This window comes from Klebsiella sp. D-Nf1, assembly GCF_002810515.1.
GTDB classification, from domain to species: domain Bacteria; phylum Pseudomonadota; class Gammaproteobacteria; order Enterobacterales; family Enterobacteriaceae; genus Klebsiella; species Klebsiella variicola.
The window spans coordinates 414,143-427,522 of record NZ_PIOK01000004.1 but is presented as its reverse complement, the minus strand read 5'-3'; the positions used below and the strand labels follow the sequence as shown (position 1 = coordinate 427,522).

The 13,380-nt window shown below is 58.0% G+C and carries 11 protein-coding genes; 9 read left to right on the top strand and 2 right to left on the bottom strand.

Annotation, left to right across the window (positions count from 1 at the left end; all coding sequences use genetic code 11):
- The first annotated feature begins 12 nt into the window (after positions 1-12).
- From CWM54_RS18740 to CWM54_RS18725, 4 genes are all read left to right on the top strand, one after another.
- Entirely contained in the window at positions 13-3,288 is a 3,276-nt protein-coding gene (locus tag CWM54_RS18740) for a DUF5107 domain-containing protein (protein WP_100698101.1), read from the top strand.
- Between the two features lie 70 nt (positions 3,289-3,358).
- The gene (locus CWM54_RS18735) at positions 3,359-4,795 is read left to right on the top strand and encodes a sugar porter family MFS transporter (RefSeq protein ID WP_100676044.1); all 1,437 of its coding nucleotides are present in this window, start codon (positions 3,359-3,361) and stop codon (positions 4,793-4,795) included.
- On the top strand, positions 4,795-5,631 hold the full coding sequence (locus CWM54_RS18730) for an aldose 1-epimerase (protein WP_100698099.1): 837 nt from the start codon (positions 4,795-4,797) through the stop codon (positions 5,629-5,631). The genes CWM54_RS18735 and CWM54_RS18730 overlap by 1 nt, the downstream gene beginning before the upstream one ends.
- 77 nt (positions 5,632-5,708) lie before the next feature.
- Positions 5,709-6,845, top strand: coding sequence for a 3-phenylpropionate MFS transporter (locus CWM54_RS18725; protein ID WP_100698097.1), 1,137 nt, complete (start codon positions 5,709-5,711; stop codon positions 6,843-6,845).
- Here the strand turns inward: CWM54_RS18725 and csiE are convergent.
- Positions 6,842-8,119: a stationary phase inducible protein CsiE gene (gene csiE, locus CWM54_RS18720; protein WP_100698095.1), complete on the bottom strand. Its 1,278-nt coding sequence runs from the start codon at positions 8,117-8,119 to the stop codon at positions 6,842-6,844. The genes CWM54_RS18725 and csiE overlap by 4 nt on opposite strands.
- A gap of 124 nt (positions 8,120-8,243) precedes the next feature.
- Between csiE and CWM54_RS18715 the strand changes: the two genes are divergently transcribed.
- The 3 genes from CWM54_RS18715 (at position 8,244) to CWM54_RS18705 (ending at position 10,789) form a co-directional block, all read left to right on the top strand.
- Positions 8,244-8,882, top strand: a complete 639-nt coding sequence (locus CWM54_RS18715) for a DUF1007 family protein (RefSeq protein ID WP_100698093.1) — start codon at positions 8,244-8,246, stop codon at positions 8,880-8,882.
- On the top strand, positions 8,873-9,853 hold the full coding sequence (locus CWM54_RS18710; RefSeq protein ID WP_100698091.1) for a nickel/cobalt transporter: 981 nt from the start codon (positions 8,873-8,875) through the stop codon (positions 9,851-9,853). The genes CWM54_RS18715 and CWM54_RS18710 overlap by 10 nt, the downstream gene beginning before the upstream one ends.
- 99 nt (positions 9,854-9,952) lie before the next feature.
- A complete protein-coding gene (locus CWM54_RS18705; protein ID WP_100681110.1) occupies positions 9,953-10,789 on the top strand; it encodes a hypothetical protein in 837 nt (278 codons plus the stop codon).
- 46 nt (positions 10,790-10,835) lie between these two features.
- Here CWM54_RS18705 and suhB read toward each other — a convergent pair whose 3' ends face one another.
- Positions 10,836-11,639 carry an inositol-1-monophosphatase gene (gene suhB, locus CWM54_RS18700; RefSeq protein WP_061153660.1) on the bottom strand — a complete coding sequence of 268 codons (804 nt, stop codon included), beginning with the start codon at positions 11,637-11,639 and terminating at the stop codon, positions 10,836-10,838.
- Between the two features lie 120 nt (positions 11,640-11,759).
- Between suhB and trmJ the strand changes: the two genes are divergently transcribed.
- Positions 11,760-12,494: a tRNA (cytosine(32)/uridine(32)-2'-O)-methyltransferase TrmJ gene (trmJ, locus tag CWM54_RS18695; RefSeq protein ID WP_008803789.1), complete on the top strand. Its 735-nt coding sequence runs from the start codon at positions 11,760-11,762 to the stop codon at positions 12,492-12,494.
- A gap of 229 nt (positions 12,495-12,723) precedes the next feature.
- Positions 12,724-13,215, top strand: coding sequence for a Fe-S cluster assembly transcriptional regulator IscR (iscR, locus tag CWM54_RS18690; protein ID WP_012540866.1), 492 nt, complete (start codon positions 12,724-12,726; stop codon positions 13,213-13,215).
- Positions 13,216-13,380 lie beyond the last annotated feature (165 nt).

Genomic DNA, 13,380 nt, shown 5'->3' with positions numbered 1-13,380 from the left:
AGTGGAGGCGTCATGTACGGTTCGGTTAAGGTCTGGCAGGAAACCATTTCATTACCAACGTGGACGACGGGGGCGGAAGATCCGAACCCTATGTTTCTGGAAAAACGTGTTTATCAAGGCTCCTCCGGCAGCGTCTATCCCTATGGCGTGATTGATACCCTGACCGGCGAATGTGAAATGCGCGATTATCACGCCGTGTGGATGGAGAATGATTTCATTCGGATCATGCTGCTACCGGAGCTTGGCGGCCGTATTCATCGGGCGTATGACAAAGTCAAACAACGTGATTTCGTCTATTACAATGAAGTGGTTAAGCCTGCCCTGGTCGGGCTGCTCGGGCCCTGGATCTCTGGCGGAATCGAGTTTAACTGGCCGCAACATCACCGGCCGACGACCTTTATGCCGGTCGATTTTTCTGTTCAGCAGGGAGAAAACGGCGCACAGACTGTATGGATGGGGGAAGCGGAGCCCATGCGCGGCTTGCAGGTTATGGCCGGGTTTACGCTCTATCCTGACCGGGCACTGATTGAGATCGCCGGTAAGGTCTTTAATGGTAACGCCACGCCGCGTCATTTCCTGTGGTGGGCAAACCCTGCAGTCAAAGGCGGCGATGCCCACCAGAGCGTATTCCCTCCCGATGTCACCGCGGTATTCGACCATGGTAAACGTGACGTTTCCGCTTTCCCCATTGCCACCGGCACCTATTACAAAGTGGACTATTCTGCGGGCGTTGATATCTCCCGCTATAAAAACGTTCCGGTACCGACCTCGTATATGGCGGAGAGGTCGGACTACGATTTTGTCGGCGCTTATCACCATGACGAGCGAGGTGGGTTACTGCATGTCGCGGATCACCATGTCTCTCCGGGGAAGAAACAGTGGAGCTGGGGCTACGGGGAATTTGGCCAGGCCTGGGACCGCAATCTGACCGATGAAAATGGCCCCTATATTGAGCTGATGACCGGTGTCTTCACCGATAACCAGCCTGACTTTACGTGGCTTGCGCCTTATGAAGAGAAGGTTTTTGTGCAAAATTTCCTTCCCTACAGCGAGTTAGGGATGGTGCAAAACGCCAATACGCAGCTGGCACTGAAGCTGGTTCGCGAGTCTGAGCAGCTGCAGCTTGGCGTTTATGCCATTGCTCCGCTGACACATATCGTGGTGGAACTCAGCGCTGACCATCAGCCATTGTACGAAACTCAGCTGACGCTGAAGCCCGGTGAGAGTTGGCTGCAGACGCTGCCGGAAAATGGCGCAGGGCGCTTAACCATCAAAGTGAAAACCGCCGAGAACCGGCTGCTGCTGGATTATCAGGAACATATTACCCGGCAGACGCCGCTGCCCGATCCCGCCATCGCGCCAGCGTTACCGGAAGCGATCCACAATGGCGACGAGCTCTATTTTATCGGCCAGCACCTTGAACAATACAATCACGCAAGCCGCTATGCCGGGGATTACTATCGCCGGGCGGTTGAGCTCGATCCGCAGGATTATCGCAATAATGTTGCCCTCGGTACTCTGGCGTTCAACTGCGCCGACTGGGCACTGGCGGAACAGTGTTCCCGCGCCGCGCTACAGCGCGCGCATCGTCTGAATAAGAACCCACGGGATGGCGAAGCCAGTATGCTGCTAGCCAGTACACTGGAAAGGCAGGGGGATGATGCAGGCGCCTGGGATCACTATTTCAAAGCCTCCTGGAGCGGTAACTGCCGTGACGCCGCCTGGTGGTCGCTGGCGCGGCTGGCGATGAAGCGCGGTGATGTCGCCGATGCGCTGGAAAAAGTTAATACCAGCCTGCGATTCAACGCCAGCAACCCACTGGCGATGGGGCTTAAAGCGCTGGCGTTAGCAAACCGCGGGCAGAAGCAAGCGGCGCTGGAGTCTGTTTTCGCCTCTCTTGAGCAATACCCGTTGAGCTACCCGCTGCACTGCGCGCGCTGGATGATTGAGCGGAGTGACGAAGCGCGAGAGACCCTGCTGCGCGTCACAGGGCGCAGAGGGATCAACGGCAGCCTGCTGGCGGGCTGGCTGCTCTCTATCGGACAGAAAATGGCGGCGAAAGAGGTGCTTGAGGTTCTGGATTGTCAGGAAGCGTTGCCGATGCTGTGGCGTGCGTCGTTAAGTGACGATGCCAATCAACGCCAACAGTTTGTTGCCGCCGCCGAGCGCTGTCATGCGCGCAACGTTCGTTTCCCTAACACGCTTGATGAAGTTCAGATGCTGCAAACGCTGGGCGACAGCGCTTTTGCCCGCTATCTGCTCGGTTGCTTCTGGTACAGCAAACGTCGCTATGAAGAGGCGGTGAGCTGCTGGCGCGAGACGCTCGAAAAATCTCCCGATTATGCGCCCGCGCATCGTCTGCTGGGCGTCTATGCGTGGAATAAACAACAGGATGCAACGCAGGCGCTGGCATATCTGCAGCGCGCCGTCGCGCTGGAACCCGAAAATGCGCGCTTCCTGTTTGAGCTCGATTTCCTGCAAAAGTTACTGGCTACGCCGGTCAATGAACGACTGACGACGCTGGCGGAGCGTAAAGCCGTGGTGCTGAAGCGGGACGATCTGACCGCTGAGCTGTTAAGCCTGTGGAACGCGTCCGGTCATTATGCCGATGCCGCCGCGATTCTGGATACGCGCGTATTCCATCCCTGGGAAGGGGGAGAAGGGAAAATTACCGGCCAGTATTTGCTGAATCAGCTTCATCGGGCTTTGCAGTTCATCGAACGTCAGGCGTTTAAGCCAGCCACGCTCTGTCTGAAAACAGCATTACGCTATCCCGATAACCTGGGGGAGGGACGACTGCCCGGGCAAACGGACAACGATATCTGGTGTTTGCTGGGCTATTGCGCTGAACAGACGGGGGATGCGCCGCAGGCAGCCGAATATTACCAGCTTGCCCTGCAAGGTGGCTCAACGCTGGACGCCGGGCGTTACTACAACGATCAGCCCGCAGATTACCTTTTCTGGCAGGGCATAGCGCTGCGTAAGCGCGGTAACCCGACTCAGGCCGAGCGGCACTTCCGCCATTTTATCGAGTGGGCTGGGCAGCATCGGGATGACGTTCCGCAAGCCGATTTTTTTGCCGTCTCTCTTCCGGACCTGGTGGTTCTCGACGTATCAGCGCAGCAACGACATCTGCAGCACTGTTTGTTTATTGAAGCGCTGGGACATCTGGGGCTGGGTCATTTATCTGCCTGCCAGCAGGCGATGCAGCAGCTTCTGCAAATGAACCCGGCTCATGATAAGGCGCATCTGATTCGCCACGCCCTGCAAAGCGGCATCTTTTCCTGAATCTGAAAGTGGCGGGCCAGGCCCGCCTGAACCCTACTGTTCCCTACGTTTCCCTTATAGAGGAATCATTATGAATAACGCGCAGACACACCTGAAAATGGGCTACGTCTGGACTATTTGTCTGGTCGCCGCCTGCGGTGGTTTACTGTTTGGCTATGACTGGGTGGTGATTGGCGGCGCTAAGCCATTTTATGAAGCCTGGTTTTCAATTACGGATCCGGCGCAGTCCGGCTGGGCGATGAGCTCGGCGCTGTTGGGCTGCATTTTCGGCGCATTAATTTCGGGATGGTGCGCCGATAAACTGGGGCGCAAACTGCCATTAATTCTTTCCGCTGTGCTGTTCAGCGCGTCGGCGTGGGGGACGGCGGTCGCCAGTCATTTTGACATGTTTGTGGTTTACCGCATTGTGGGCGGCGTGGGGATTGGTCTGGCATCCGCGCTCAGCCCGCTTTACATTGCCGAAGTCAGTCCGGCAGAGAAAAGAGGGCGCTTTGTGGCGGTCAATCAGCTCACCATCGTGATTGGCGTGCTGGCCGCTCAGCTTATCAACCTGATGATTGCTGAACCTGTGGAGACGGGGGCAACGCAGCAGATGATTGTGGAAACCTGGAACGGACAGATGGGGTGGCGCTGGATGTTCGGCGCGGAACTGGTTCCGGCGCTGGCGTTTCTGGTCCTGATGTTTTTTGTTCCCGAGTCGCCGCGCTGGCTCATGAAGGCCGGAAAACCGGAGCGTGCCCGGGCCGCGCTGGAGCGCATTGGTTCTGCCGACTATGCCGACCGGATCCTGCGTGAAATCGCGCATACCCTGGAAAAGGATAACAACAAAGTCTCCTACGGCGCGCTGTTGGCTCCGCAGGTGAAACCGATTGTGATCATTGGCATGGTGCTCGCTGTGTTCCAGCAGTGGTGTGGGATCAACGTCATCTTTAACTACGCGCAGGAGATTTTTGCCTCGGCGGGATTCGATATCAACAGCACGTTAAAATCGATCGTCGCCACGGGCGTCGTTAACCTGGTCTTTACCATTGCCGCACTGCCGCTGGTGGATAAAATCGGCCGCCGTAAATTAATGCTGCTCGGCGCTTCAGGATTGACGGTGATCTATGTCCTGATCGCCGGCGCTTACGCGATGGGCATGATGGGGTGGCCAGTACTGTTGCTGGTGCTGGCGGCGATTGCTATTTATGCGTTAACCCTGGCGCCGGTGACCTGGGTGCTGCTGGCGGAGATTTTCCCCAACCGCGTACGTGGACTCGCGATGTCTTTAGGTACCCTGGCGCTGTGGATTGCCTGTTTCCTGTTAACCTATACTTTCCCGCTGCTTAATGCCGGCCTGGGCGCGGCAGGCAGCTTCCTGCTGTACGGCGTCATTTGCGCTGCCGGCTACCTCTATATTCTGCGCAACGTGCCGGAAACGAAAGGTATCACCCTCGAAGCGCTGGAAGAGCAACTGGCGCAGCGTCACTCGGCCGGCCAGGCGATAAAGCAGGAGCAGACACGCTGATGGCGGAAGCGTTGATTCTGGAAAACGCGCATCTGCGGATGCGCATCTCCTCTCTGGGGGGCAAAGTGCAAAGTTTGTTCTCCCGGCAACATCAGGCTCCGGTGCTGTATGACAACCCTGCTGGCGGCATGTTTCCCATGCTGCCGTTGGCCAATCGCGTCGCCGGGAACCGTTTTACTCTCCATGGGCAGGAGATTGTCCTGCCTCACCACCATGCCGACGAGCATTTCTTTCTTCACGGTGATGGCTGGTTACAGCGCTGGAAGATTATTGAGCACGGCGCCGAGCATTGTGTGTTACAGCTGCGTCGGCAGCATGCCTGCGGTTTCGATTATCTGGCACAGCTCCGCTACCAGTTGCTGCGTAACCAACTGATAGCGTCGCTGACGCTTACCCACTGTGGGGAGGTCCCTGCGCTTTACGGCTGCGGCTTTCATCCCTTTTTCCCTTTTGATGAACGCAGCAAAGCCCAGTTCGAGGCCAGCGGCTACTGGCCGGAAGGGGAGAATCATTTACCTCTCAGCTGGCAAGGAAACTTGCCCGACTATGCCAATTTCAGTGTGGCGCAGTTCGGTGAAGATCGTTGGCTGAACGTGGGCTATTCCGGCTGGAGTGGGCGGGCGAGGGTGAGTAGTGATGTGATGAGTATCACAATTCTATCGCAAACTCCGTGGTTGATGCTCTTCAGAATGCAAGGTGAACCGTTCTTGTGCCTCGAGCCGCAAAGTCATCCGGTAAACGCCCATAACATGGATGGGCAGCCGGGGCTGCGAGTTTTGGGCGCAGGCGAGGTGCTGAATTTTTCGCTGAAAATCATCATCGAGGGGCATAAATAGCGAAATATCAGGAGACAGAGTATCTTGCGCCCACCGGGCTTTATCGCCAGACTGTCGCCACCATTCGGGAGGAAATCATGGTCTTGCACTCCACGCGCTGGCTGGCGCTCAGTTATTTCACCTACTTTTTTAGCTACGGTATTTTTCTGCCCTTCTGGAGCGTCTGGCTGGCAGGCAACGGATTAACGCCGGAAACCATCGGCCTGTTGCTTGGCGCCGGCCTGGTGGCCCGTTTTCTTGGGAGCCTGCTGATTGCCCCGCGGGTCAGCGATCCCTCCCGGCTCATTGCCGCGTTGCGCGTGCTGGCCCTGTTAACTTTGCTTTTCGCGCTGGCCTTCTGGGTCGGCAGTCACGTGGCATGGCTGCTGGCGGTCATCATCGGCTTCAACCTGTTCTTTTCGCCGCTGGTGCCGCTGACGGATGCCCTGGCCAATACCTGGCAAAAGCAGATCACCATGGACTATGGCCGGGTGCGGCTATGGGGCTCCATTGCCTTCGTTATTGGTTCGGCGCTGACTGGCAAGCTGGTGAGTCTGTTTGACTACCGGGCGATCCTGCTGATGTTGAGCCTGGGGACTGCCTCGATGCTGCTCGGTATGTTGCTTAAGCCGTCGGTGATGCCCCAGGGGGAGTCGCGCCAGCAGCAGGGGGCCGGACTGACGGCCTGGCTGACGCTGGTGCGCCAGAGCTGGCGCTTTCTCGCCTGCGTCTGTTTGCTGCAGGGGGCGCACGCCGCCTACTACGGCTTTAGCGCCATCTACTGGCAGCAGGCCGGCTATTCTGCCTCGGCGGTCGGTTATCTGTGGTCGTTAGGTGTGGTGGCGGAAGTGGTGATCTTCGCGTTGAGTAAAAAGGTGTTCCGCCGCTTCAGCGCGCGCGACCTGCTGCTGCTCTCCGCCGTCTGCGGACTGATCCGATGGACGCTAATGGGCTGGACCACGGCGCTGCCGGGACTCCTCCTTGCGCAGATCCTTCACTGCGGCACTTTCACGGTATGTCATCTGGCGGCGATGCGCTATATCGCCGCCCGTCAGGGCAGCGAAGTGATCCGCCTGCAGGCCGTCTACTCCGCGGTGGCGATGGGCGGGAGTATTGCCATCATGACCGTCTTCGCCGGTTTCCTCTATCAGCACCTGCACCAGGGCGTGTTCTGGGTGATGGCCCTGCTGACGATCCCGGCGCTGGTTATCCGGCCAAAAACAGTGGCGGCCTAGTCTTCGAGCATCGCGCAGATATGCTGCTGCTGGCGTTCAGTGAAGCAGTTTTCCGCGTGGATCAGCGGCGGCGAAAACAGTGGTAGCGCCGTCGCATAAGGGGTGACGATAAGCGTCACCCCTTTGGGCGCACCTTCTTTCTGAAAGCGCTCTACGCTCTGGTATTTGATATTCAGCGGCAGCAGCGTGAGTTCGCGCAGTTGCTGTTCCAGGGCCTCTTCTATAGCCGGGTTGTCATCGGTCAGCAACAGCACCTGCTTCTCGTGCAGATCGCTTTTCTGCATCAGCCAGGCGCCAAAGATCACCGCGATTAAGCCAGTCTCTTCCTCATTAAAACGGATATGCCAGGCCTCCTCGAATTCGCTCAATGCCGCCTGGGTAGTGCGCAGTAAGCGAGGATAGAGTCGGCTCACTTCCTCCGTGAGCGTGCTGTCGATGCCGATGGCAAACACGCTGCGGATCAACGCCTGCGATAAATGAATATAGAGTTGATCGCTGAGCCCCTGCTCATCACTGAATGCCCTGCCGGCGATGACCTGGAAGCGGTGGATCAGGCCGGAGATAGCCAGCCGCAGGCGGCGATCGTGCGGGTGACCGTCGCGGACCGGGTCGGGGGTTTTGAGCAACATAAACAGCAGCGAGAGGAAGAAGGGCTCCCCAACATGCGGCGGAGCGCCGACCCGACGCTGCCAGTGGCGGACAATCTCCTGCGCCAGGGTAAACTCGGCGGCGGTCTGGGCCCAGCGCTGCTGTTCATCATTGAAGTCGGGAGAGTATCCCCGGTGATGCTCGAGCAGACAGTACTGCAGATACAGGCGCAGAAACTGGACATCGCGGCAGTCAAACTGACGATTGAGTGTCCGCGCGCAGCGGTTCACCAGCGCCTGCAGGTTGGTATCATCGTATAAGGTGCGGGCAATGCCTTCCTGTTTAAGCTGCGTTTTCAGGGCCGGAGTAAAATGATGGTTAACGAATTGGGGGCAGAGGCGCAGCCCCCGCCGCAGCGCATGCAGCAGGCATAAACGTTGGTCGAGCGCGGCGCCTTCAATCCGATAGCTGCCGTCCACCTGTGACCGGAGAGTCAAACGGTGGTAACGCTGAATTTCGCGTCCGGTCTCCTCAATATCCTGCCGGGCCGTGGACTCATCAACGAGGTTGATCCTGCCAAGCCGTTCAGTCGTCACCGACTGCCCGGGCAGATAAAACATCAGGAGCACCTGGCTACGGCGCTGTGGACTGGAAAGCGCAGATGGTGGTTCAATGACGGTCATCATCTGGTAAGTTCCAGTTAGGGTTTTCGCTAAGAATAGACAATGGCAGAGGCGGAGGCAGGGCGAAACGTCCGCTTTAGCTCAGGATTGCTGGTGAAGTTCACAGAATTTTTCACGTGAGGAACAGATGAACAGAGTGAAACAATGCACCAGCGCGGCGTTTTTCATGGTTTTATCATTTTCAGCCGCCGCGCATCCGCATAGCTTCATTAGTTTGCAGAGCGAGCCGGTGGTCAAAGACGGTCTGCTGAGTGGGTTTAAAATGCGCTGGACCATGGATGAAATTACCTCATCGGATCTGCTCTATGATGCCGGTAACGCCAAACCGGGCAGCGAAGTATGGAAAAAGCTGGCGGCGGAGGTGATGGCCAACGTGCTCGGCCAGCACTATTTCAGCGAGCTGTGGCACAACGGCCAGCGGGTGAAATTTGAAAATCGTCCCGACGGCTATGGCCTCGAGCGTGACGGACTGCAGGCGGTACTGACCTTTACGTTGCCGCTGGCGACGCCGCAACCTGTTGCCGGGCAGACGTTTACCTTTTCCACTTTCGACCCGACCTACTACGTCGACATGTTTTATGACAAGGATAGCGATTTTTTCCTGCCCGCCGCGCTGCGAGCCGCCTGTAAGGCAACGGTGATGACGCCAAAACCGAACGACAAAATGCTCTCGTACGCTCAGTCGCTGGATAAAGCGGATGCGCCGCCGGAGGATATGGCGCTGGGCAGCTATTTTGCTCAGAAGGTGACCCTGACATGTCAGTAATTTTCACCCCGCGCGCGCGCTCCTCGCGCTGGAAAGCGCTGTGGCCGCTGGCGCTGTTGCTGGCTGTGAGCATCATCGGCGGCATGTGGCTATGGCGGGCGTGGCCGCAGGTGCTGATGCAGAGCGCGGTCTGGCAGCGCTCGTTGAATCTGGAACTCAGCCGCCTGCTGCAGGCGGTGGCGGAGAACCCGGCGGCGGCAGGGCTGTCGCTGCTCGGGTTCAGTTTCGTTTATGGTGTGCTGCATGCCTTAGGGCCCGGCCATGGCAAAATTGTCATTACTACCTGGCTCGCCACCCATCCCTCGAAGCTGAAATCGAGCATTAACCTGACGCTGGCCGCCTCTTTATTACAGGGGCTGGTGGCCATCGCGCTGGTGGTCGTGGTGCTGGCGCTGCTGCAGCTGCCGGCGCGCCAGCTGCATCTCAGCAGTTTCTGGCTGGAGAAGGGCAGCTATCTGCTGGTTGGCGCATTAGGCTTGCTGCTGTGCTGGCGGGCGTTGAAAAAGCTGTATCGGCTGCTGAGCCGGCCAAGGTTTACCGCTTTTACCCCGCATCATGTGCATCATGACCACTGCGGTTGCGGCCACCAGCATCTTCCCGCGCCGGAACAACTTCAGAGCGGCGACGACTGGCGGGCACGCGCCGCGATCGTCCTGTCGATGGGCATGCGTCCCTGTTCTGGGGCGATCATGGTTCTGCTGTTCAGCAAGGTGATCGGGGTGTTCAGTTGGGGAATGGCGGCGGCGCTGGCGATGGCGGCGGGAACCTCATTAACCATCACCGCGCTGGCGTTGCTGGTGCACAGTTTTCGCCAGCTGGCAGTGAAGCTGGGTCAGCATCAGGCGCCGCCGCTGTGGCGCCAGGTGGGCTGGCTGACGCTGGCGCTGGCCGGCGGCGTGATTTTGCTGGCGGCGGCAGGGGTAATGTGGTTCAGCGCGGTCCCGGCCGGCGGTGGGATCCGCCCGTTTTAGCCCGGCGCCGGGCGCAAATCCGAAAGTGGGCGCCAGCGCTTGCCGCTGGCGAAGCGATGCTCTAGTTTTCCGCATTTCGGCGGATGACAAGGAGTCGCTATGGCCGCAAATATCGTTTCTCCCGCGCAGAGCGGGCGGTTTTATTATGGCTGCGCCGGTGTCGCCGGGCTGCTGGCGGGGCTGGCGATCGTCTTTTGGTTTCCGGTGCTGGCCAGCTGGTGGCCGTCAGGTCTGGTGCGCGTCTATCACGCCATGTCGTACGTCATGGGATTCGGGGTGTCGCACATCGGGGATATCCCGCTGGTGGCCTACGCCACCTTAACGCTGTCGGGTTTCGTCATGGCCTTTTGCCATCCCGGGCACAGTAAACTGCCCGTCGTTGCCTGGGCCGTGCATAATCAGCCCTCGCCGCGGGAAATGGTCGACTGGATCCTGCGCAGCTGGATATTGCAGTTCGGTTTCCTGGTGATCATTTTCTGGCGTTTTGCTTTCATGGGGAAGCTGACCAGTTATCGGCTGATGCAGATCGTGGGCATCTTTAACGACGTCTGCTATCTGGCCACGCTGGTGCTGGCTGGAATACTGCTGCGCGATAGCTGGCGCGGCTTTAAAGGCGTTTCCGCATCGGCAAGCAATATTCGCATTCCGCTGATCTTTGCCCTGAGCTTTTATCTGCCGTTTCAATTGGTGTGGATTTTACTCAGTGCGCAACAGTTCGAGTTGCCGCTGTGGGGATGGCTGCTGCTGATCCCGGCGATGGTCGGCGTGCTGTTAGCCCGCCTGGCGACGGTGGGAATAGCGCTGTGCCTCCGGCACTGGCTGGGGCCGCAGGGCTGCCTGCGCTGGCGCGGACCGCTGGCCTTGTTTAGCGGCCTGACGGTGCTGTGCATCGGCGGCAATGCGGTGATTCGCCAGATCCTCAACATGATAAAATGACATAAAAAAAGGAAGCCGCGGCTTCCTTTTTGACATCAGTAAGAGATTAACGCTTCAGCGCATCGCTCAGATGCTCACGCATATTCGCCAGCATCGCTTTCACCACGCGCGGGTTACCGGCAACGATGTTGCCCGTCAGCAGGTAGTTATGGCCACCGGTGAAGTCGCAAACGATAGCGCCTGCTTCACGAGCGATCAGCTCGCCTGCGGCGAAATCCCATGGTTTCAGGGCGATTTCAAAGTAACCATCAACGCGGCCAGCGGCAACGTAGGCCAGATCCAGCGCGGCGGAGCCGGTGCGACGGAAGTCGGCGCACTCGGTAAACAGGTTGCCAAGAATATTCATGTAAGTGGTCGCGTGCTGCTTCGCTTTGAACGGGAAGCCGGTAGCGATGATGGTGCCGTCGAGGTCGCGAGCGTTGCTGCCGCGCAGACGGTAGCCGTTCAGCTGCGCGCCCTGGCCACGGGTCGCGGTGAACAGTTCGTTACGCATGGGATCGTAAACCACCGCGACTTCAGTACGGCCTTTGATGCGTACGGCGATGGAAACAGAGAAGTGCGGCAGACGTTTAACGAAGTTGGTGGTGCCATCCAGTGGATCGATAACCCATTGAACATCCTGATCTTCACCAGCGTGTTCACCGCTTTCTTCGGTGATAATGGTGTGCTGCGGGTAAGATTTGCGAATGGTTTCGATAATAATCGCTTCGGCGGCTTTATCGACGTTGGTCACAAAATCATTGCTGCCTTTCTGGCTGGTTTCTACGGTGTCTGGCGTTTCGTAGTGCTTGGCAATTAAATTACCCGCCTTGCGCGCTGCGCGCACGGCGATGTTCAGCATCGGATGCATCGGTCTCTCTCACTGGATGTTAAAGAACGGGAAAAAACGGCGCATATAATAACAGCGAAATCTGCTTATGTCTCCGTTTTATGGTAGCATGCCCGAATAATCTTTAGCCGAAGAACCATAATGCTGCAAAATATTCGAATCGTACTGGTAGAAACCTCCCACACCGGCAATATGGGCTCTGTAGCCCGCGCGATGAAAACCATGGGCTTAACTAACCTGTGGCTGGTCAACCCGCTGGTCAAACCCGACTCACAGGCGATAGCCCTCGCCGCGGGCGCCAGCGATGTGATCGGCAATGCGCAGATCGTCGATACCCTTGATGAAGCCCTGGCGGGCTGCAGCCTGGTGGTGGGTACCAGCGCGCGCTCCCGCACACTGCCGTGGCCAATGCTCGATCCGCGCGAATGCGGCCTGAAAAGCGTCGCCGAGGGGCAGCATGCGCCGGTGGCGCTGGTCTTTGGCCGCGAACGCGTTGGCCTGACCAACGAAGAGCTGCAGAAGTGCCACTACCACGTGGCGATCGCCGCGAACCCGGAGTACAGCTCGTTGAACCTGGCGATGGCGGTGCAGGTTATCGCTTATGAAGTGCGGATGGCCTGGCTGGCGACGCAGGAGCAGGCGCAGCCGGCGGTTGACCATGAAGAGGCGCCGTACCCGCTGGTGGACGATCTGGAGCGTTTCTACGGCCATCTTGAGCAGACGCTGCTGGCGACGGGCTTCATCCGCCCGAATCATCCGGGGCAGGTGATGAACAAGCTGCGTCGTCTGTTCACCCGCGCGCGTCCGGAAAGCCAGGAGCTGAACATCCTGCGCGGGATGCTGGCGTCTATTGAGCAGCAGAATAAAGGTAAGTAAGCGCGTTAACGCCGGATGGCGCTTCGCTTATCCGGCCTACGAATCTACATCGCTGTTGTAGCCCGGGAGCGGCTCTAAATCAATAACGGCACGGAAAGCCAAATACCTGACTAAAACAGTCAAGTAAATAGTTGACCAAATTACTCGGGAATGTCAGACTTGCCCCTGCTATGCAATACCCATATTAATAAAAAGCCCGGCCAGGGGCGAGTTTGAGGTTAAGTAAGACATGAGACTGACATCTAAAGGGCGTTATGCCGTGACCGCGATGCTTGACGTTGCGCTCAACTCTGAAACGGGCCCGGTACCGTTGGCAGATATTTCAGAGCGTCAGGGAATTTCGCTTTCCTATCTGGAACAGCTGTTCTCTCGCCTGCGTAAAAATGGCCTGGTTTCCAGCGTTCGTGGTCCAGGTGGTGGTTATCTGTTAGGTAAAGATGCCAGCAGCATCGCCGTTGGCGAAGTGATCAGCGCGGTAGACGAATCCGTTGACGCGACCCGTTGCCAGGGCAAAGGCGGCTGTCAGGGCGGCGATAAATGCCTGACTCACGCGCTGTGGCGCGATTTGAGCGAACGCCTGACCGGCTTCCTGAACAATATCACCCTGGGTGAACTGGTGAATAACCAGGAAATCCTTGATGTGTCCGGTCGTCAGCATCAGCACGAAACCCAGCGCAATGCGCGCACCCAGGACGCGATCGACGTTAAACTGCGCGCCTGAGTGACCCGTCCCGTTTCGGACTGCCGCTGACAGGGCGAGGCAGCACGAAACGGTCGGGACAACGATTATAAAGAGCTTTCAGAATCAGGCCGGGATGCTCCAACATTCCGTGTACTCGGTCGTACATCAAGCCGGTTGCCTGATTCCTTGCATTGAGTGATGTAC